Origin of the sequence: Pseudomonas sp. ATCC 13867 (genome assembly GCF_000349845.1) — a bacterium.
In the GTDB taxonomy this organism is placed as follows: Bacteria; Pseudomonadota; Gammaproteobacteria; order Pseudomonadales; family Pseudomonadaceae; genus Pseudomonas.
Map to the genome: position 1 here is coordinate 1,452,249 of NC_020829.1, position 19,040 is coordinate 1,471,288.

Annotated in this window: 18 protein-coding genes; 10 read left to right on the forward strand and 8 right to left on the reverse strand. The window is 66.3% G+C overall.

Annotated features, from left to right (window positions below; all coding sequences use genetic code 11):
- Nucleotides 1–210: 210 nt before the first annotated feature.
- Genes H681_RS06635 through H681_RS06655 form a run of 5 tightly spaced genes read right to left on the reverse strand, consistent with a single transcriptional unit; the run spans nt 211 to nt 5,604 of the window.
- Nucleotides 211–1,254, reverse strand: a complete 1,044-nt coding sequence (locus H681_RS06635; RefSeq protein WP_015476074.1) for an AbrB family transcriptional regulator — start codon at nt 1,252–1,254, stop codon at nt 211–213.
- Complete coding sequence (locus H681_RS06640; RefSeq protein WP_015476075.1) at nt 1,247–2,764, reverse strand: tripartite tricarboxylate transporter permease; 1,518 nt, start codon at nt 2,762–2,764, stop codon at nt 1,247–1,249. The genes H681_RS06635 and H681_RS06640 overlap by 8 nt, the downstream gene beginning before the upstream one ends.
- 10 nt (nt 2,765–2,774) lie before the next feature.
- The gene (locus H681_RS06645; RefSeq protein ID WP_015476076.1) at nt 2,775–3,242 is read right to left on the reverse strand and encodes a tripartite tricarboxylate transporter TctB family protein; all 468 of its coding nucleotides are present in this window, start codon (nt 3,240–3,242) and stop codon (nt 2,775–2,777) included.
- A gap of 54 nt (nt 3,243–3,296) precedes the next feature.
- The gene (locus H681_RS06650; RefSeq protein ID WP_015476077.1) at nt 3,297–4,274 is read right to left on the reverse strand and encodes a Bug family tripartite tricarboxylate transporter substrate binding protein; all 978 of its coding nucleotides are present in this window, start codon (nt 4,272–4,274) and stop codon (nt 3,297–3,299) included.
- Between the two features lie 28 nt (nt 4,275–4,302).
- The gene (locus H681_RS06655; RefSeq protein ID WP_015476078.1) at nt 4,303–5,604 is read right to left on the reverse strand and encodes an OprD family porin; all 1,302 of its coding nucleotides are present in this window, start codon (nt 5,602–5,604) and stop codon (nt 4,303–4,305) included.
- Nucleotides 5,605–5,819: 215 nt separating this feature from the next.
- On the opposite strand from H681_RS06655, the gene H681_RS06660 reads away from it, so the two are divergent.
- Both H681_RS06660 and H681_RS06665 read left to right on the forward strand, forming a co-directional pair.
- Entirely contained in the window at nt 5,820–6,491 is a 672-nt protein-coding gene (locus H681_RS06660) for a response regulator (RefSeq protein ID WP_015476079.1), read from the forward strand.
- The gene (locus H681_RS06665) at nt 6,484–7,890 is read left to right on the forward strand and encodes a sensor histidine kinase (RefSeq protein WP_015476080.1); all 1,407 of its coding nucleotides are present in this window, start codon (nt 6,484–6,486) and stop codon (nt 7,888–7,890) included. Before H681_RS06660 ends, H681_RS06665 begins: the two co-directional genes overlap by 8 nt.
- A gap of 223 nt (nt 7,891–8,113) precedes the next feature.
- Here H681_RS06665 and H681_RS06670 read toward each other — a convergent pair whose 3' ends face one another.
- Both H681_RS06670 and ygfZ read right to left on the reverse strand, forming a co-directional pair.
- A complete protein-coding gene (locus H681_RS06670; RefSeq protein ID WP_015476081.1) occupies nt 8,114–8,950 on the reverse strand; it encodes an HDOD domain-containing protein in 837 nt (278 codons plus the stop codon).
- A gap of 222 nt (nt 8,951–9,172) precedes the next feature.
- Entirely contained in the window at nt 9,173–10,114 is a 942-nt protein-coding gene (gene ygfZ / locus H681_RS06675) for a CAF17-like 4Fe-4S cluster assembly/insertion protein YgfZ (protein ID WP_015476082.1), read from the reverse strand.
- 170 nt (nt 10,115–10,284) lie between these two features.
- Between ygfZ and H681_RS06680 the strand changes: the two genes are divergently transcribed.
- Nucleotides 10,285–10,539 carry an FAD assembly factor SdhE gene (locus H681_RS06680; RefSeq protein WP_015476083.1) on the forward strand — a complete coding sequence of 85 codons (255 nt, stop codon included), beginning with the start codon at nt 10,285–10,287 and terminating at the stop codon, nt 10,537–10,539.
- Nucleotides 10,523–10,975, forward strand: a complete 453-nt coding sequence (locus tag H681_RS06685; RefSeq protein WP_041711787.1) for a protein YgfX — start codon at nt 10,523–10,525, stop codon at nt 10,973–10,975. Before H681_RS06680 ends, H681_RS06685 begins: the two co-directional genes overlap by 17 nt.
- Here the strand turns inward: H681_RS06685 and nadB are convergent.
- A complete protein-coding gene (gene nadB, locus H681_RS06690; RefSeq protein ID WP_015476085.1) occupies nt 10,944–12,560 on the reverse strand; it encodes an L-aspartate oxidase in 1,617 nt (538 codons plus the stop codon). The genes H681_RS06685 and nadB overlap by 32 nt on opposite strands.
- 460 nt (nt 12,561–13,020) lie before the next feature.
- Here nadB and rpoE point away from each other — a divergent pair, with 460 nt between their 5' ends.
- From rpoE to lepA, 6 genes are all read left to right on the forward strand, one after another.
- Complete coding sequence (gene rpoE / locus H681_RS06695) at nt 13,021–13,605, forward strand: RNA polymerase sigma factor RpoE (protein ID WP_015476086.1); 585 nt, start codon at nt 13,021–13,023, stop codon at nt 13,603–13,605.
- 31 nt (nt 13,606–13,636) lie between these two features.
- On the forward strand, nt 13,637–14,221 hold the full coding sequence (locus tag H681_RS06700) for a sigma-E factor negative regulatory protein (RefSeq protein ID WP_015476087.1): 585 nt from the start codon (nt 13,637–13,639) through the stop codon (nt 14,219–14,221).
- A 22-nt stretch (nt 14,222–14,243) separates the two neighbouring features.
- A complete protein-coding gene (locus H681_RS06705) occupies nt 14,244–15,188 on the forward strand; it encodes a MucB/RseB C-terminal domain-containing protein (protein ID WP_015476088.1) in 945 nt (314 codons plus the stop codon).
- On the forward strand, nt 15,185–15,640 hold the full coding sequence (locus H681_RS06710) for a SoxR reducing system RseC family protein (protein ID WP_041711789.1): 456 nt from the start codon (nt 15,185–15,187) through the stop codon (nt 15,638–15,640). Before H681_RS06705 ends, H681_RS06710 begins: the two co-directional genes overlap by 4 nt.
- A gap of 36 nt (nt 15,641–15,676) precedes the next feature.
- Complete coding sequence (locus H681_RS06715) at nt 15,677–17,092, forward strand: DegQ family serine endoprotease (protein WP_015476090.1); 1,416 nt, start codon at nt 15,677–15,679, stop codon at nt 17,090–17,092.
- Between the two features lie 148 nt (nt 17,093–17,240).
- Nucleotides 17,241–19,040 carry a translation elongation factor 4 gene (lepA, locus tag H681_RS06720; protein ID WP_015476091.1) on the forward strand — a complete coding sequence of 600 codons (1,800 nt, stop codon included), beginning with the start codon at nt 17,241–17,243 and terminating at the stop codon, nt 19,038–19,040.

The window sequence follows — 19,040 nt, forward strand, 5'->3', positions numbered from 1 at the left end:
CTGGTTAGGATGGAGCCCCCCTGCGGGGGGAGCAGGCCTACCCTGTAGGAGCGAGCGTGCTCGCGAACGCCTCGACGCTCGATCCACCGGGAGATCCGTTCGCGAGCGAGGGCCAGGCTCCTCCCGCGCTCCTGCGAAGATCAAAAAAAGAGGCCCGCACGGGGCGGGCCTGGAGAAATCGCCGGGGAACTCAACCCGGCGAGCGTGGCACTACTCTGCCGCCTCGGCGCGACGCTGCCAGAGGCGGAAACAGGGTTCGGCGAGGAACAGCACCAGCAGCAGGCGCAACACCTGCAGGGCGGTCACCAGCGGCACCGAGAGCTGCAGCGCCTCGGCCGTGAGACTCAGTTCGGCGATGCCGCCGGGCATCATGCCGAGCATCAGCGACTGGTGGTCCAGCGGCCCGAGCCAGCCGATCAGCTCTGCCACCAGCGCCGCCGCGAGCATCATCCACAGGGTGCAGACCAGGCTGCGGCCGACGAAGGCCGGCGCATTACGGAAGAAACTGCGATTGAAGTGACAGCCCAGCGCGCTGCCGATCAGCCACTGGCCCAGCGAGCTGCTGCCTGCCGGCAGGCCGATCTGCAGGTCGGCGGCGACGGCGGCGACGGCGCTCACCAGCAGCGGCCCGAGCAGCCAGGGGTTGGGTTGGCGCAGCGTCTGCAGGATCAGCGCGACGACCGCGCCGGCCGGCAGCAGCAGGGCCAGCCAGGCCCAACTGACCGGGGTCGCGTGGGCGCTCGGCGGCGGGGTGTCCAGCAGCCAGGTGAAGGCCGCCGGCACCAGCAGCACCACCAGTAGCAGGCGCAGGCTCTGCGCCGCCGCCACTCGGCTGGACTGCGCGCCGTGGCGCTGGCCGAGGTTGACCATCTCGCTGGCGCCGCCGGGCATGCTGGAGAAGAACGCGGTGGCGCGGTCTTCGCCGGCACGCCGCAGCAGGACGATGGCGGCCAGGCTCGACAGCGTGGTGGCCAGCGCGCCGACCACCACGATGGCGCCGTGTTCGAGCACCTGCTCCACCACCGCCGGGGTGAAGTGCAGGCCGATCCCGGTGCCCACCACCCATTGCCCGGCCTTGCGCGCGCCGGGGACTTCCGCCAGTGGCCAGTCGAGCAGGCAGCGGCTGAGCATCACCGCGAGCAGCGAGCCGATCATCCACGGTAGCGGCCAGCCGACCCCGTCGGCCAGCCAGCCGCCGAGGGCGCCGATCAGGGGCGTAGCCCAGAACAGGCGCCAGTTCACCGGTTTACGCATCGGCCAGTTCGACCGGAGTGCGGCGGGCGCGCTTGCGCCAGGCGCGGTACAGCGGCAGGCCGAGCATGAGGGCGACCAGCGCCCAGGTGCCGATGGCGATGGGGCTGGACCAGAGGATGCCCAGTTCGCCGTTGGAGATCGACAGCGCGCGGCGCAGATTCTGCTCCATCAGCCCGCCGAGGATGAAGCCCAGCAGCAGCGGCGAGAGCGGGAAGTCCAGCTTGCGCAGGATGTAGCCGAGGATGCCGATGGCAACCATCAGGAACAGGTCGAAGGTGGTGGCATGCACGGCATACACGCCGATCGCGGTGATGATCGCGATGCCCGGCACCAGCGCCCAGTTCGGCACCGAGAGGATGCGGGTGAACACCCGGACCATCGGCACGTTGAGGATGATCAGCATCACATTGGCGACGAACAGCGAGGCGATCAGGCCCCAGACGATCTGCGGCTGCTCCTGGAACAGCAGCGGGCCGGGGGTGATGTTGTACAGCGACAGGGCGCCGATCATCACCGCCGTGGTGCCGGAGCCGGGAACGCCCAGGGTCAGCATCGGCACCAGGGCGCCGCACGCCGCGCCACCGATGGCGGTTTCCGGCGCCGCCAGGCCGCGCAGGTCGCCTTTGCCGAACTGCCCTTTGTCGCCGGCCAGTTTCTTCTCGGTCATGTAGGCCACCGCGCTGGCCAGGGTCGCGCCGGCGCCGGGCAGTACGCCCATGATGAAGCCGAGCAGGCCGCAGCGCAGGTTGATGACAAAGACCGAGGCGGCCTCCTTGACGTTGAACAGCATGCGCCCGCTGGCTTCCACCGCCTTGTGGCCGTGGTGGGTCTTCTCCAGCAGCAGGAGGATTTCGCTCACCGAGAACAGGCCCAGCACCAGCACCACGAACTGGATGCCGTCGGAGACGTGGATGTTGTCGAAGGTGAAGCGGTACACGCCGCTGTTGGCGTCGATCCCCACGCTGGAGAGGAACAGGCCGAGCAGCGCGGCCAGCAGGGTCTTCAGCGGCCGGTCGCCGGCCAGGCCGCCGAGGGCGACGATGGCGAAGACCATCAGCACGAAATATTCCGCCGGGCCGAAGGCGATCGCCCATTTCGCCAGCAGCGGGGCGAACAGGACCATGCCGCAGGTGGCGATGAAGGCGCCGATGAACGAACTCCACGCCGACAGCGACAGGGCCACGCCGGCCAGGCCGTTGCGCGCCATCGGGTAGCCGTCGAGGGTGGTCATCACGGTGGAGGCTTCGCCGGGGATGTTCAGCAGGATCGAGGAAATCCGTCCGCCGTATTCGCAGCCCAGGTACACGGCGGCCAGCAGGATCAGTGCCGATTCCGGCGGCAGGCCGAGGGCGAAGGCCACGGGGATAAGCAGGGCCACGCCGTTGATCGGGCCCAGGCCCGGCAGCAGGCCGACGACGGTGCCGATCAGGGTGCCGATCAGCGCGGTGATGAGGTTGTAGGGCGTCAGGGCGACACCGAAGCCCTGTCCGAGATAGCTGAGCGTTTCCATTGCGATGTCCTCAGAGCAGGGGTTCGAGGATGCCCAGCGGCAGCGGGACGTCCAGGGTGCGGTCGAACAGCGCGTACAGGCCGATGGCGAGCAGCGTGGCGGTGATCACGCTGGCCATCGGGCGGCCGCCGTAGATCAGTGCGATGAAGGTGCCGACCAGCGCGCTGGCGGGAATGAAGCCCAGCGGTTCGAACAGGCCGGCGTAGACCGCCAGCAGGGCGATGCAGAGCACGACCTTGGCCAGCAACGCACCTTCCAGCGCGGGTTCGTCTTCCTCGCGCTTGATCGGCGTGGGGCGGGCGATCAGCCAGGCGAGGCCGGCGGCCATCAGGCCCAGGCAGAGCAGCGGGTAGGCGCGCGGGCCGACCGGCTCGTAGGAGAACGGCGCCTGGTAGTTCCAGGCGACCAGGGCTAAGGCGACGCAGGCGAGCAGCCAGGCGCCGGCGAACAGCCGCTGGAAGAGGCTGGGTTGCGACATGGGGAGACTCCTTGTGTCGCCGGCTCCAGGGAGCCGACGACACAGTACGGGGCGTTACTGGATGAGGCCGAACTCGCGGGCGAGCTGTTTGTACTGGGCGACCTGCTGTTTCACGTAGGCGTCCAGCTCGGGGCCGGTCATGGCGAAGGGGAAGAGTTCGCGCTGGTCGCGCAGCTTCTTGAAGTCCTCCGAGGCCAGCAGCTTGTCGAACGCGGCCTTCCAGAAGGCGTAGTCCTCGTCGCTGACCTTCGGCCCGAGGTAGAAGCCGCGCACCACCGGCCAGATGATGTCGTAGCCCTGCTCCTTGGCGGTGGGGATGTCGGTCATGCCTTCATCCTTCAGGCGCTCCTCGGCGAACACCGCCAAGAGACGCATCTTGCCGGCGCGGATGTGCGGCATGGAGTCGGAGATGTCGGTACTGCCGACCTGGATGTGCCCGCCCAGCAGCGCCGTGGCGATCTCGCCGCCGCCTTCCAGGGCGACGTAGCGCAGTTGCTTCGGATCGATGCCGGCGGCCTTGGCGATCAGCGCGGTCTGCATCCAGTCCTGGCTGCCGACGGTGCCGCCGGAGCCGATCACCACCTTGCTCGGGTCGGCCTTGAGCGCGGCGACCAGGTCGCCGAGGTTCTTGTATGGCGAGTCCGCCGGCACGGCGATGGCGCCGTAGCTGGTGCCCACCGCGGCGAGCCATTTCACCGCGCTTTCGTCGAAGCGGCCGAACTTGCCCTGGGCCAGGTTCAGCAAGGAGCCGCTGGAGAAGGCGGTGATGGTGTTGCCGTCGGCGGGGCGCTGGGCGACCACCGCGTTGTAGGCCACGGCGCCAACGCCGCCGGGCATGTAGGTGACGCGCATCGGCTTGGACAGCAGCTTCTCGTCGACCAGGGCGCTCTGCGCCAGCTTGCAGGTGAGGTCGAAGCCGCCGCCGGGGGAGGCCGGGGCGATGCATTCCGGGCGCTTGGGCTCGGCGATCAGGCTACCGGCGAACAACAGGGTGGCACCGGCCAGGGTCAGGTTGCGCAGAACGGTGGACATGGGCAATTCCTCTCTTGTTGTTGTCGGTTTACCAGATCGCCAGGGAGTAGCTGAGGTAGACGCGGGTTTCGTCGGCATCGCGGGCGAAGCTCGAACGGTAGGTGGCGTTGCGTACGCGCACCGCGACATCCTTCAGCGGGCCGCTCTGGATCGTGTACTTGATGTCGGTGTCGCGCTCCCATTCCTTGCCGTGACCGTCCATGCCGTTGATTTTGGCATCGTCGCCGCTGATGTAGCGGTTCATCAGGGTCAGGCCGGGAAGGCCGAGGCCGGCGAAGTCGAAGTCGTGGCGCAGTTGCCAGGAGCGTTCCTCGGCGTCGGCGAAGTCGCCGACCTGCACGAAGTTCACCAGGTAGGGGTTGCTGCCATCGATGTAGGGGAAGGCGGTGTCGCCGTTCATCTGCTGCCAGCCGAGGCTGAACTTGTTGGCGCCCAGGGCGTAGGCCAGCATGCCGTTGAAGGCGCGGTTGTCGATCTTGCCGCCACGGGCCGCGCCCTCGTCGTCGCTGATCGCCACGCGTAGGTCGGCGCTGAATTTGCCGGGGCCCAGCGGGTAGCTGGCGAGCATGCCGACGAAGTGCTGGCGGTAGACGTCGTCCAGGGCGGCGTAGTGGTAGCGGCCGGTGAGGTTGTCGGTGAACTTGTAGTCGCCGCCAGCGAGGTCGTAGTGATCGCCTGCGGCGCTGCCGCCGGAGAAGCGGCGGTTCTTGTTGTTCAGCGCGAGGTCCTGGAAGTCGGTGGAATCGCGGTCCTTGGCCTTTTCCAGGCGGCCGCCGGTGAAGTCCAGGCGGGGCAGGTCGGTGGAGTTGAGCAGGCCGCCTTCGAAGGTCTGCGGGAACAGGCGGCTGTCGTTGGGCTGCAGGGTCGGCAGGTCGGGGATCAGGCTGCCGATCTTCAGCTCCGTCTCTGAGACCTTGAACTTTGCGGCGAGGCCCAGCTTGCTGTACTCGTCGGCGGCGCGGCCGTCGTCGTGGGTCGGCAGCAGGCCGGTGCCGGTGCGGTCCGGGCTGGAGTCGAGCTTCAGGCCGAGCATGCCCATTGCGTCCAGGCCGACGCCGACGGTGCCGGGGGTGTAGCCGGACTGGAAGTCGAGGATGAAACCCTGCGCCCATTCTTCGCGCTTGGACTGGCCGCTGCCGTCGCGGAAGTCGCGGTTGAAGTAGATATTCTGGGTGCTGAGTTTGGCGCTGCTGTCTTCGAAGAACCCGGCGGCGTCGCACAGTGGGGCGAAGCCGGCGAAAGCCATCAGGGCGCTCGCGCGGGCAGGGGACAGGCTGGCAGGGAAGGTCTTGCGGACAGCCAGTGCAGCCAGGGGCTGGGCAGTGGTCATCTGTGGTCTCCGGTTTTTGTTGTTGTCACGAAAGGGCACCACGCCGCCTTTCGCTCTGAGCAGTCTTCGCCGCTTGGGGGCGATGCTAACGGGCTAAGCTTTCACCAGGCTTTCAGTCGCCTTTCATAGTGTTTTCAGCGAATTTCCCCCATTCACAGCGGCGCGTGGATGGGTAAACTGCCGGCCCGAACCTGTCGTCGTAGGAGTGAATCCGCGTGCGAATCCTTCTGGTCGAAGACCATCCGCAGCTTGGTGAAAGCGTCGCCCAGGCGCTCAAGGGCGCCGGCTGGACCGTGGATCTGCTGCAGGACGGCGTGGCCGCGGACCTGGCCCTGGCCAGCGAGGACTACGCCCTGGCGATCCTCGACGTCGGCCTGCCGCGCCTGGACGGCTTCCAGGTACTGGCGCGCCTGCGCGAGCGCGGCAAGACCCTGCCGGTGCTGATGCTCACCGCGCGCGGCGAAGTGCGCGACCGCGTGCACGGGCTGAACCTGGGTGCCGACGATTACCTGGCCAAGCCTTTCGAACTGACGGAGCTGGAAGCGCGGGTGAAGGCCCTGCTGCGGCGTAGCGTGCTCGGCGGCGAACAGCAGCAGCGTTGCGGCGAGCTGGTCTACGACCTCGGCGCGCGGCGCTTCACCCTGGCCGAACAGGCGATGAACCTGACCTCCCGCGAGCAGGCGGTGCTGGAGGCGCTGATCGCCCGGCCTGGACGGGTGATGAGCAAGGAGCAACTGGCCGCCCAGGTGTTCGGCCTGGACCAGGACGCCAGCGCCGATGCCATCGAAATCTACGTGCACCGCCTGCGCAAGAAGCTTGAAGGCAGTTCGGTGCGCATCGTCACCTTCCGCGGCCTGGGCTATCTGCTCGAGGCCCGGGATGGCTGAGCGCCGCTGGGGTTTCCTCGGCGTGGGCAGCCTGCGCGGACGGCTGCTCTGGCGGCTGGGCGGAATGCTGCTGGTACTGCTGCTGATCGGCAGCGCGGTGACCTACTGGCGCGCGCGCCATGCCGCTGACATCGCCTATGACCGCACCCTGCTGGCCTCCGCGCGGGACATCGCCGACGGCCTCTACGCCAGCGATGGCACCTTGCGCGCCAACGTGCCCTACGTGGCGTTGGACAGCTTCGAGTACGACAGCGCCGGGCGCATCTTCTACCAGGTGATCGACCCCCAGGGGCGGATGGTTTCCGGCTACGAGAGCCTGCCGGCGGCGCCCCACGGTACGCCGCGCACCGACGATTATCCGGCGCTGGCCAAGTTCTACGACGCCCAGTACCAGGGCCAGGGCGTGCGGGTGGTGAGCCTGCTGCAACCGGTCAGCCAGCCGACGGTCAGCGGCATGGCGGAAATCCGCGTGGCGGAAACCCTGGGCGCCCGCGAGCGACTGGCGCGCAACCTGCTCGGCGATACGTTGCTGAACCTGGCGCTGTCGGCCATCGCCGCGCTGCTGATGGTCTGGTACGCCGTGAGCGCCGGGCTGCGCCCTCTGGATCGCCTGCGCGCGGCGGTGGAGGAGCGCCAGCCGGACGATCTGCGGCCGTTGCCGGAAGTGCGGGTACAGCGTGAGTTGCGTCCGCTGGTGGCGGCGCTCAACCATTTCACCGTGCGCCTGCGCGAGCTGTTCGACCGGCAGTCGCAGTTCATCGCCGAGGCCTCCCATGAGCTGCGCACGCCATTGGCGGCGCTCAAGGCACGGCTGGAACTGGGCCTGCGTGAGCAGGACCCTGAGCAATGGCGCGCCACCCTGGTGGAGGCCGTGCAGAACACCGACCGGGTGACTGGGCTGGCGAACCAGTTGCTGTCCCTGGCGCGCGTCGAAAGTGGCGCGCGCGCCATCGCCGAAGGGGCGGGGGAGGACATCGATCTCGGCCAACTGGCGCGGGAGCTGGGCCTGGCGCTGGCGCCGCTGGCCTATGCGCGTGGCGTTGCGCTGGCGCTGGAGGCGGACGATCCGGTGTGGGTGAAGGGGGATCCGACCCTGCTCAACGAACTGCTCAGCAACCTGGTGGATAACGCCATCGCCCACGCCCCGGCGGACGGCAATGTGATCATCCGTGTGCTGTCGCCAGCGGGGCTGGAAGTGGAGGACGACGGTCCGGGGATTCCTCCGGAGGAACGCGACAAGGTGTTCCGCCGCTTCTACCGCCGCCGCCGGCAGGGTACCGGCCTGGGGTTGGCCATCGTCGGCGAGATCTGCAGCGCGCACCGGGCACGGATCGAGCTGGCGCAGGGGGCGTTGGGTGGATTGCTGGTGCGGGTGAGCTTCCCGGTGGAAAACCTTTGAGCCAGAAACGCGAAACCCGCCGGTAAGGGCGGGTTTTGGGGGGGATTGATTTCGTGGACAAGATCCACTTCTACGAGAGCTGACGCTGCGAAGTCTCAGGCAGGTCCGGCCCCTGTAGGAGCGAGCTTGCTCGCGAACCCGCCTGACAGCGGAGTCGCAGGAAACCTTGGTTCGCGAGCAAGCTCGCCCCTGCGAAGAGCAAGAGTCTCGCGGAGATTTCCCGTTACTGCAGCATGCTCATCGCGGCTTCCATCGCCGCCGAGAGGTCTTCGTCTTCCTTGAGGTTGGCCCTGGGGTCCAGGCCGAGCTTGGCGAAGGCCGGAATGCGGCTCCAGTCCAGTTCGGTGTACGGGTGCTGGCTGCCCAGGTAGCTCTGCAGGGTGGCGACCTGGACGATGTCCACGTAGTCGACCTTGGCCGAGTCGCGCGCGAAGTCCAGGTGCTGGCCCGGTACGGCGGCGATCGGCGTCGGGAATTCCCAGGCCTTGAGGATGCGCTCGCCGACGATCGGGTGGATGCGCTCGATCACATGGTTGAGGCTGATCGAGTCGGCCAGCAGCTCGCTGTGCTCCTCGGCGTAGGTGAGGATCGGCAGCACGCCGATCTGGTGCACCAGGCCGGCGAGGGTGGCCTGGTCCGGCATCAGGCGGGTGTAGTGGCGGCACAGCGCATGGCAGATGCCGGCGATCTCGGTGCTCTTGTTCCAGACCTCGCGCATCTTGCGGTCGACCACGTCGGAGGTGGCCTGGAACATCTGTTCCATCGCAAGACCGGTGGCCAGGTTGCAGGTGTAGTTGATCCCCAGGCGGCTGATCGCCATCTGCAGGTCGGTGATTTCCTTGTTGGTGCGCAGCAGGGGGCTGTTCACCACCTTGATGATGCGCGCGGTCAGCGCGGCGTCGTTGCCGATCACCTTGCTCAGGGCCTGGATGCTGATGTCCGGGTCTTCCGCCGCCTCGCGCACGCGCAGGGCGACTTCCGGCAGCGTCGGCAGCACCAGCTCATCGTTCTCGATGGCCCGCAGCAGTTCCTGTTGTACTTTGTCGGCAAGCTTGCTCATGGCACTTCCTGGTTGAGTCTGATGTCGCTTCGTGTTGAGTCGTGTTGCCGAGCAACCCGTAGGCACGGGCCGCATTGTGCACGGCGCTGCGTGGCGCGTCGGTTATTTGGATCACCAAATCGCCAGCTTCATGCCTTGCCCCGTGCCGGATGGGGACCGTCCTGGCGACGGAAACGCCGCATCCGTGAGGGAGGAGCGCCGGGCTCCCCGCCCGGCGGGTATTCAGCGCTGAATCTCGCGGTCGCTGTCCAGGACGTAGGGCAGGTCCAGCAGGTGCAACGGCGAGCCATCGGCCTCGCCCAGGCGCACGCGGCCGTCAGTGGCGGCGTCGTCCTGTAGCACGGCCAGCAGCTCCACACCGTCCGCCGCTTGGGCGGCCAGCACCACTTCGCCGACACTGGTGGAATGCACCGGCGAGAACAGTTCGCGGCCCGGCTCCGGCAGCTCGGCGCCGTCGAGCGCGAGACGGTGCAGGCGGCGCTTGAGGCGGCCGAGGTACTGCATGCGCGCGACGATTTCCTGGCCGGTGTAGCAGCCCTTCTTGAAGCTCACGCCGCCGACGGCCTGCAGGTTGATCATCTGCGGGATGAACAGCTCGCGGGTGGCGCCGAATACCTGGCCGACGCCGGCGCGGACCTGGCCGAGCAGCCAGTCGTTGAGGCTGCCATGCGCCAGTTGCGCGTCCAGGCGTTCGCGCAGCTCGGCGGCCCGTTGTGCCGGCACCCAGAGTTCGACGCGGCCGTGGCCGAGGGCGATGGCGATCAGACCGTCGTGGCGCGCCACCCGGTCGGCCTGGCCTTCGAGCGTCAGGCCCAGTCCGGCGAGCAGGGCATCGGCGCCGCTCAGGCCGAAGCGCACCCACTGGGCGCTGTCGTCCGACAGGCTGGCCTTGGAGAACACGGCGTACTTCTTGAGATCGGTCAGTTGGCTGTCGAGCAGGTCGGCGGCCATCGCCAGCAGGTAACCGTCAGCGTCGGCGACGATGCGGAAGCTGGACGTCATGCGCCCCTTGGGGGTACAGCGCGCCCCGAGGCTGGAGGTTTCGGCGTCCAGGTAGCTGAGGTTGCAGGTCAACTGGCCCTGGAGGAATTTGGCGGCATCCGCGCCGCGTACGGCGAGGATCCCTTCGTGATCGAGAGCGGTGAAGAAAGCGGAGGCGGCCATCACGATTCGCTGGAAGAAAGTTAGGGGCCTCATGATAGAGCCCGGACCGAGCCTTGTCAGCGGGTGCCGGGAGCCGGGCCGAATGCGTATAATGCCGCTCGGCTCGCGCCGGCCATCGACCGCGCGAGCGATCCGATGTATTTGCCCGCCGTTATTCGAGGTACCTGCAGATGACCGACGAAATCGAACTCAAACGCCTTTTCTGGCATAGCCGCCGCGGCATGCTGGAGCTGGACGTGCTGCTGGTGCCTTTCGTCCAGGAGGTCTACCCCGGCCTGCCGGCGGATGACCAGGCGCGCTTCCGCAAGCTGCTGGAGTGCGAGGACCAGGACATGTTCGGCTGGTTCATGCAGCGTGGCGAGCCGGAAGATGCCGACCTGCGCATCATCGTTCGCATGATCCTGGACCGTGTCCAGCCGAAGTGACCCCTTCGAATGCCGCTGGCGACCGTCCATCGGGTTGCTGGCGGCCTATCTCGGCGCGCAGGCGCTCGCCATCCTGGCGTTGCTGCTCGCCGACATTCCCCTCCACTGGACGTCGCTCGGCCTGAGCCTTTGCCTGCTGCACGCGTGCTGGGTGGTGCCGGCGCGGATTCTATTGCGCGGACCGGCTTCGGTGCGCGCGCTGCGCCATGACGCCGAGGGTTGGCGGGTGTGGAGTGAGCGGGAAGGATTCCAGCCGGTGCAACTGATGCCGGACAGCCTGGCGCTGCCGGCGTTGATCGTGCTGCGTTTCCGCCGTCCCGGCCAGTGGCTGACTCGCAGCGTCTGCGTGCCGGCCGACGCCCTGGCGCCGGACATTCACCGGCGCCTGCGGGTCAGGCTGCGCTTCAGCCGCAATAGGTGGGCGGCGCCAGGATAGTGTCGCGGGCTTCGGGCAGCAGGTCGGGATAATCGAGGGTGTAGTGCAGGCCGCGGCTTTCGCGGCGCTGCATGGCGGAGTTGATGATCAGCTCGGCCACCTGGGCCAGGTTGCGCAGCTCGATCAGGTCGCGGCTGACCTTGTAGTTCGAGTAGAACTCGTCGATCTCGTCCAGCAGCAGGCGCACGCGGTGCTGGGCGCGAGCCAGGCGCTTGTTGGTGCGGACGATGCCGACGTAGTCCCACATGAAGCGCCGCAGTTCATCCCAGTTGTGCGCGATGATCACGTCTTCGTCCGAGTCGGTCACCTGGCTGGCGTCCCAGCCGGGCAGGCCCGCGGGAACGGGCGCGCGTTCGAGCTTGCCGATGATGTCGGCCGCCGCCGAACGGGCGTAGACGAAGCACTCCAGCAGGGAGTTGCTTGCCATGCGGTTGGCGCCGTGCAGGCCGGTGAAGGTGGTTTCGCCGATGGCGTAGAGGTTCGGCACGTCGGTATGGCCGTGCTGGTCGACCAGTACGCCGCCACAGGTATAGTGGGCCGCGGGCACCACCGGGATCGGCTCGCGGGTGATGTCGATGCCGAAGTCCAGGCAGCGCTCGTAGACCGTGGGGAAGTGCTCGCGGATGAACTCGGCGGGCTTGTGGCTGATGTCCAGGTAGACGTAGTCGATACCCAGGCGCTTCATCTCATGGTCGATGGCGCGGGCCACGACATCGCGCGGTGCGAGTTCCGCGAGCGCATGGAAGCGCTGCATGAAGCGCTCGCCATTGGGCAGGCGCAGCAGGCCGCCTTCGCCGCGCAGGGCTTCGGTGATCAGGAAACTCTTGGCCTGCGGGTGGTACAGGCAGGTCGGGTGGAACTGGTTGAACTCCAGGTTGCCGACCCGGCAGCCGGCGCGCCAGGCCATCGCGATACCGTCGCCGGAGTTGCCGTCCGGGTTGCTGGTATAGAGGTAGACCTTGCTGGCGCCGCCGGAGGCGAGCACGGTGAAGCGCGCGCCGAAAGTGTCGACTTCGCCGGTGCTGCGGTCCAGCACGTAGGCGCCCAGGCAGCGTTGGCTCTTCAGGCCGAGCTTGCGCTCGGTGATCAGGTCGACCGCAACCCGCTGCGACAGCAGTTCGATGTTCGGCCGCAGGCGCGCCTGCTCCAGCAGGGTGTTGAAAATGGCGGCGCCGGTGGCATCGGCGGCGTGGATGATGCGGCGGTGGCTGTGGCCGCCCTCGCGGGTCAGGTGGAATTCGAAACCGCCGTCCTCGCGCCCCGGCTCGTGGTCGCGGGTGAAAGGCACGCCCTGTTCGATCAGCCACTGGATGGCTTCGCGGCTATGCTCGACGGTGAACTTCACGGCGTCTTCGCGGCACAGGCCGGCGCCGGAGACCAGGGTGTCCTCGACGTGGGACTCGACGGTATCGGTGTCGTCGAGTACGGCGGCGACCCCGCCCTGGGCCCAGAAGGTCGAGCCCTGGGACAGTTCGCCCTTGCTCAGGACGGCAATGCGCAGGTGCGCGGGCAGAGTCAGGGCGAGCGTCAGGCCGGCGGCCCCGCTGCCGATCACCAATACATCATGCTGGAAGTGCTGACTCATATCCGGCTCCACCAAAAAGGCGCCCTAGTATATAGAAGGGCGCCACGGCACAATACTGGCGAACCGATGACACCGAAGGCGCCTGCAACATACGGCAGCCGCAGGGCGGACTCCCCCGGATTCCCGCTCATGCCGTGGAAGGCCGCGCGCTGGCGTTGCGTCGCAGATGGTGGATCGTGGCAAATCGCCGGAACTTTTTTAGTCGTTCCGGTTCCAACACGGAATACCTTAAGTCGCTTTCGCGCAGGCTTGGACTGCGCGGAGAAGGCGCGGGTGTTTCGCCCGATACAGTTGAATTCAACGGGCTTCGGACGCATGTCTGGGTCCGGTTGCCGCCGATGTGAAAAAACTGTGCGGCGCATGCTTGGAGGGGAGAACTTTTGCAGAAGTCCCGAGTCTATCTTGGCAGGACGATTCACCAGGGTGCTCGAAGCTCCTCCAGGTTCGTAGAGGAGCATTCATGCTAACCCAGGAACAGGATCAGCAACTGGTTGAACGGGTACAGCGCGGAGACAAGCGGGCATTCGATTTGTTGGTACTGAAGTACCAGCATAAGATCCTCGGGCTGATCGTGCGGTTCGTGCATGACGCCCAGGAAGCTCAGGATGTCGCGCAGGAAGCGTTCATCAAGGCGTATCGCGCCTTGGGTAACTTCCGCGGCGACAGTGCCTTTTATACCTGGCTGTACCGGATCGCCATCAACACCGCGAAGAACCATCTGGTGGCGCGCGGTCGGCGTCCGCCTGACAGCGATGTCACGGCGGAAGACGCGGAGTTCTTCGAGGGCGACCATGCCCTGAAGGACATCGAATCGCCGGAAAGAGCCATGCTGCGAGATGAGATCGAGGAAACCGTCCATCGCACCATCCAGCAGCTGCCCGAGGATTTGCGCACGGCATTGACCCTGCGTGAGTTCGAAGGCCTGAGTTACGAAGATATCGCCACCGTGATGCAGTGTCCGGTGGGAACGGTCCGCTCACGGATCTTCCGTGCGCGGGAAGCGATCGACAAAGCTTTGCAGCCTTTGTTGCATGAAGAAGTTTGATACAGCGGCAACAGCCAAGAGAGGTACCGCTATGAGTCGTGAAGCCCTGCAGGAGTCGCTGTCCGCTGTCATGGATAACGAAGCGGATGAGCTTGAGCTGCGGCGAGTGCTTGCAGCCTGCGGCGAGGACGCCGAATTGCGGGCCACCTGGTCCCGTTATCAACTGGCCCGTGCGGTGATGCACCGGGAGCCGGCGATGCCAAAGCTGGATCTCGCCGCCGCCGTGTCCGCAGCCCTGGTCGATGAGGCCGCGCCGGCACCGCGCGAGCGCAGTCCGTGGCGCAATATCGGCCGTCTGGCGGTAGCGGCTTCGGTGACCCTGGCCGTGCTGGCCGGTGTGCGTCTGTACCATCAGGACGACAGCGTCGCCAACGGTCTGGCCCAGCAAGGCGCCACTCCGCAGATCGCTCTGCCGCAAGTGCAGGGGCCGGCGGTGCTGGCAGGCTACACTCAGGACGAGGCGCCGCAGGTGATCACCAATGCCCAGGGCGGGCAGACCACCTGGCATGAGCAACGTCTTCCGGGTTATCTGCGCCAGCATGCGCAACAGTCCGCCGTAAGCGGCACGGACAGTGCTCTGCCTTACGCACGCGCCGCGAGCCTGGAAAGCCGCTGATTTTGCGACCTTAAGGAGCGTCATGCGCGCGACTACAGCACTGCTGTTCATCCTTGGCGGTCTGCTGGCATTGCCGGTGCAGGCCGCCGATGCGCTGGACTGGATCAAGCGCCTCTCCGAGGCGGATCAGCAACAGAATTTCCAGGGTACTTTCGTCTACGAGCGTAGCGGCACCTTCTCGACGCACGATGTCTGGCATCGGGTCGATGCCGATGGTTCGGTGCGCGAGCGCCTGGTGCAGGCCGATGGGCCGCGGCAGGAAGTCCTGCGGGTCGATGGCGCCACGCAATGCGTGGGTGGCGGCATGGCCAGCCAGGTGGTGGCGGGGCAGCTCTGGCCCGCGCACAAGCTGAACCCGCAGGAGCTGTCGTCGTGGTACGACATTCGCGTGGCCGGCGAGTCGCGAATCGCCGACCGCCCGGCCGTGGTGCTGGCGGTGCTGCCGCGTGACCAGCATCGCTACGGCTTCGAGCTTCACGTGGACAAGGAAACCGGCCTGCCGCTCAAGTCCCTGCTGCTCAACGACAAGGGCCAGATCATCGAGCGGTTGCAGTTCACCCGTATCGAACTGACGCAGCCGGACGATGCCGAGCTGCAGCCGACATCGGCCTGCCAGCCGGTCAAGGAACTCAAGGGCACCAGCGTGAAAACCGGCTGGCATTCGGAGTGGGTTCCTCCGGGGTTCATCCTCAACAGTACCCTGCAGCAGCGCAGTCCGGTGTCGAACGACCAGGTGCTCTGCCTGGCGTACGGGGATGGCCTGGCGCGCTTCTCGGTATTCCTCGAACCACTGCACGGCGCCAAGGTTGACGATGCGCGTACCCAGTTGGGCCCGACGACGGTCGTGTCCCGGCGGTTCGCCAGTGACGATGGCGGCACGATGGTGACCGTGGTCGGCGAGATACCCAGCGGTACGGCTGAGCGGGTGGCGCTATCGATGCGGCCATCGGGAGCCCGGCCAGAGTGATCGAAGAGCGGGGGAGGGTGATAGCGGTCGAGTCCGGAGCGGTCTGGGTCGAAACGCTGCGCCGCTCCACCTGCTCGGGATGTTCGATGAACGCCGGCTGCGGACAGGGTTTCCTGGAGCGGCTGGGCGTCGGTAACGGGCGTGGCCGCGTGCGCGCCCTGTCCTCGCTGCCGCTGGTGCCTGGCGACGAAGTCGTGTTGGGCGTGGGCGAGGACTTTCTCCTGAAGAGTGCTCTGCTCTTCTATCTTTCCCCTCTGCTTGGACTTTTCGCACTGGCGCTACTGGCGTCGCGGATCGGTTTGGGCGAACCTCTGGTCGTGGCGGCCGGGCTGGCGGGATTCCTGCTGGCCTGGCTGTTCGTGCGTCGCCTGTCGCGACGCCATTCGAATGATCCGGCGATGCAACCGGTTGTGCTGCGTGCGCTGGTCGGTGGGCCGTCCGGCCCGGTTTAGTGTCTTTCCCAATCAACATCACGGGAGCTGTAGTCAATGCAAACCCTGAAACGCAGCATGGCTGCGCTGGTCGCCCTGCTGGCCTTGAGCCTGACGGTCACCGCGCATGCCGAACTTCCGGACTTCACGCCGCTGGTCGAGCAGGCGTCACCGGCGGTGGTCAACATCAGTACCACGCAGAAGCTTCCGGATCGCTCCAATGCCCAGATGGGCATTCCGGATCTGGACGGCCTGCCGCCGGGCCTGCGCGAGTTCTTCGAACGCAGCATTCCCCGTGGCCAGGCGCCCCGTGGCCAGCAGCGCGAAGCGCAGTCCCTGGGTTCGGGTTTCATCATCTCCGATGATGGCTACATCCTGACCAACAACCATGTGGTGGCCGACGCCGACGAGATCCTCGTGCGCCTGTCCGACCGCAGCGAGCACAAGGCCAAGCTGGTCGGCGCCGACCCGCGCAGCGACGTCGCCGTGCTGAAGATCGAGGCCAAGGGCCTGCCGACCCTCAAGCTGGGCGACTCCGACAAGCTGAAAGTGGGCGAGTGGGTGCTGGCCATCGGCTCGCCGTTCGGCTTCGACCATTCGGTGACCGCCGGTATCGTCAGCGCCAAGGGCCGCAGCCTGCCGAACGAGAACTACGTGCCGTTCATCCAGACCGACGTGGCGATCAACCCGGGTAACTCCGGCGGCCCGCTGCTGAACCTGCAGGGTGAGGTCGTGGGCATCAACTCGCAGATCTTCACCCGCTCCGGTGGCTTCATGGGCCTGTCCTTCGCCATTCCGATCGACGTGGCGATGAACGTCGCCGATCAGTTGAAGAAGGCTGGCAAGGTCAGCCGCGGCTGGCTGGGCGTGGTGATCCAGGAAGTGAACAAGGATCTGGCCGAGTCCTTCGGGCTGGACAAACCGTCCGGCGCCCTGGTGGCGCAGCTGGTCGAAGACGGTCCGGCGGCCAAGGGCGGCCTGCAGGTTGGCGACGTGATCCTCAGTCTGAATGGTCAGGCCATCAACGAGTCGGCTGACCTGCCGCATCTGGTGGGCAACATGAAGCCGGGCGACAAGGCGGCTCTGGAGGTCATTCGTGACGGCAATCGCAAGACGCTGAACATGACCATCGGCAACCTGCCGGACGAAGACGATGAAGTCGCCGCCGTCCAAGGCAAGGGCGCCGAGCGCAGCAGCAACCGCCTGGGCGTGACCGTCGCCGAACTGACCGCCGAACAGCGCAAGTCGCTGGACATCAAGGGCGGCGTGGTGATCAAGGAAGTCCAGGGTGGTCCGGCGGCGATGATCGGCCTGCGCCCGGGTGATGTGATCACTCACCTGAACAACCGCGCGGTGGACTCCTCCAAGAGCTTCTCCGAGATCGCCAAGTCTCTGCCGAAGGATCGCTCCATCTCCATGCGCGTGCTGCGCCAGGGGCGTGCGAGCTTCATTACCTTCAAGCTGGCCGAGTAAGGCCCGGGTACTGAAAAAGGGCGGTTTCGACCGCCCTTTTTCATGCCTGTCCGTCCGGCGCGGCGTGGCGCATGGTGCCGTAGTCAGGTAAACTCCCCGGCTATTTTTCGGCGGATTGCCGCCTTCAGCCTTTCGAGTGTGTTCAGCCGTGAGTGACCTGAGTCATATCCGCAATTTCTCCATCATTGCCCACATCGACCATGGCAAGTCGACGCTGGCCGACCGCTTCATCCAGATCTGTGGCGGCCTGTCCGACCGCGAGATGGAGGCCCAGGTCCTCGATTCAATGGACCTGGAACGCGAGCGCGGCATCACCATCAAGGCGCACAGCGTCACCCTTCACTACAAGGCGAAGGACGGCAAGACCTACCAGCTGAACTTCATCGACACCCCCGGTCACGTCGACTTCACCTATGAAGTCAGCCGTTCGCTGGCCGCCTGCGAGGGCGCGCTGCTGGTGGTGGACGCAGGGCAAGGCGTGGAAGCGCAGTCGGTCGCCAACTGCTACACCGCCATCGAGCAGGGCCTGGAAGTGATGCCGGTCCTGAACAAGATGGACCTGCCGCAGGCCGATCCGGACCGCGTGAAGGACGAGATCGAAAGCATCATCGGCATCGACGCCACCGACGCCGTGGCCTGCTCGGCCAAGAGCGGCATGGGTGTGGAGGACGTGCTGGAGCGTCTGGTCAGCGCCATTCCCGCTCCGGAAGGCGAGATCGACGCGCCGCTGCAGGCGCTGATCATCGACTCCTGGTTCGACAACTACCTGGGCGTGGTCTCGCTGGTGCGGGTGAAGCACGGCCGCGTCAAGAAAGGCGACAAGATCCTGGTGAAGTCCACCGGCAAGCTCCACCAGGTGGACAGCGTCGGCGTCTTCACCCCGAAGCACACCGAGACTGCGGACCTCAAGGCCGGCGAAGTGGGCTTCATCATCGCCGGTATCAAGGACATCCTCGGTGCGCCGGTGGGCGACACCCTGACCCTGTCCAACACCCCGGACGTGGAAGTCCTGCCGGGCTTCAAGCGCATCAAGCCGCAGGTCTACGCCGGCCTCTTCCCGGTCAGCTCCGATGACTTCGAGGACTTCCGCGAAGCCCTGCAGAAGCTGACCCTGAACGACGCCGCGCTGCAGTACGAGCCGGAAAGCTCCGAAGCCCTGGGCTTCGGCTTCCGCATCGGCTTCCTCGGCATGCTGCACATGGAGATCATCCAGGAGCGCCTGGAGCGCGAATACGACCTGGACCTGATCACCACCGCGCCGACCGTGATCTTCGAGATCGTGCAGAAGAACGGCGACATCCTCTATGTCGACAACCCGTCCAAGCTGCCCGACCTCTCGTCCATCGACGAGATGCGTGAGCCAATCTGTCGCGCCACCATTCTTGTGCCTCAGGAGCACCTGGGCAACGTCATTACCCTGTGCATCGAGAAGCGTGGCGTACAACGCGACATGCACTTCCTCAGCGGCCAGGTCCAGGTGATCTACGATCTGCCGATGAACGAAGTGGTGCTGGACTTCTTCGATCGCCTGAAGTCCACCAGCCGCGGCTATGCTTCGCTGGACTACAGCTTCGATCGCTTCGAGCCGGCCAACCTGGTTCGTCTCGACGTGCTGATCAACGGCGAGAAGGTTGACGCCCTCGCCCTGATCGTCCACCGCGACAACGCCCCTTACAAGGGCCGTCAGCTGGTGGAGAAGATGAAGGAACTGATTCCGCGGCAGATGTTCGACGTCGCGATTCAAGCGGCCATCGGTGGGCAGATCATCGCCCGTTCGACGGTCAAGGCGCTCAGGAAGAACGTGCTGGCCAAGTGCTACGGTGGTGATGTGAGCCGTAAGCGCAAGCTGCTGGAAAAGCAGAAGGCCGGTAAGAAAAGGATGAAGCAGGTCGGTAGCGTGGAGATTCCCCAGGAAGCCTTCCTCGCTGTGCTCAAAGTGGACAGTTGA

Excerpts from the sequence above, each read along its gene's own strand:
- H681_RS06705 (WP_015476088.1), top strand. The coding sequence starts at position 14,244 with ATGCGCGCGACTACAGCACTGCTGTTCATCCTTGGCGGTCTGCTGGCA.
- H681_RS06635 (WP_015476074.1), bottom strand. The coding sequence starts at position 1,254 with ATGCGTAAACCGGTGAACTGGCGCCTGTTCTGGGCTACGCCCCTGATC.
- H681_RS06700 (WP_015476087.1), top strand. The coding sequence starts at position 13,637 with ATGAGTCGTGAAGCCCTGCAGGAGTCGCTGTCCGCTGTCATGGATAAC.
- H681_RS06680 (WP_015476083.1), top strand. The coding sequence starts at position 10,285 with ATGACCGACGAAATCGAACTCAAACGCCTTTTCTGGCATAGCCGCCGC.
- H681_RS06650 (WP_015476077.1), bottom strand. The coding sequence starts at position 4,274 with ATGTCCACCGTTCTGCGCAACCTGACCCTGGCCGGTGCCACCCTGTTG.
- nadB (WP_015476085.1), bottom strand. The coding sequence starts at position 12,560 with ATGAGTCAGCACTTCCAGCATGATGTATTGGTGATCGGCAGCGGGGCC.
- H681_RS06655 (WP_015476078.1), bottom strand. The coding sequence starts at position 5,604 with ATGACCACTGCCCAGCCCCTGGCTGCACTGGCTGTCCGCAAGACCTTC.
- rpoE (WP_015476086.1), top strand. The coding sequence starts at position 13,021 with ATGCTAACCCAGGAACAGGATCAGCAACTGGTTGAACGGGTACAGCGC.
- H681_RS06715 (WP_015476090.1), top strand. The coding sequence starts at position 15,677 with ATGCAAACCCTGAAACGCAGCATGGCTGCGCTGGTCGCCCTGCTGGCC.
- H681_RS06670 (WP_015476081.1), bottom strand. The coding sequence starts at position 8,950 with ATGAGCAAGCTTGCCGACAAAGTACAACAGGAACTGCTGCGGGCCATC.
- ygfZ (WP_015476082.1), bottom strand. The coding sequence starts at position 10,114 with ATGGCCGCCTCCGCTTTCTTCACCGCTCTCGATCACGAAGGGATCCTC.
- H681_RS06665 (WP_015476080.1), top strand. The coding sequence starts at position 6,484 with ATGGCTGAGCGCCGCTGGGGTTTCCTCGGCGTGGGCAGCCTGCGCGGA.
- H681_RS06640 (WP_015476075.1), bottom strand. The coding sequence starts at position 2,764 with ATGGAAACGCTCAGCTATCTCGGACAGGGCTTCGGTGTCGCCCTGACG.
- H681_RS06645 (WP_015476076.1), bottom strand. The coding sequence starts at position 3,242 with ATGTCGCAACCCAGCCTCTTCCAGCGGCTGTTCGCCGGCGCCTGGCTG.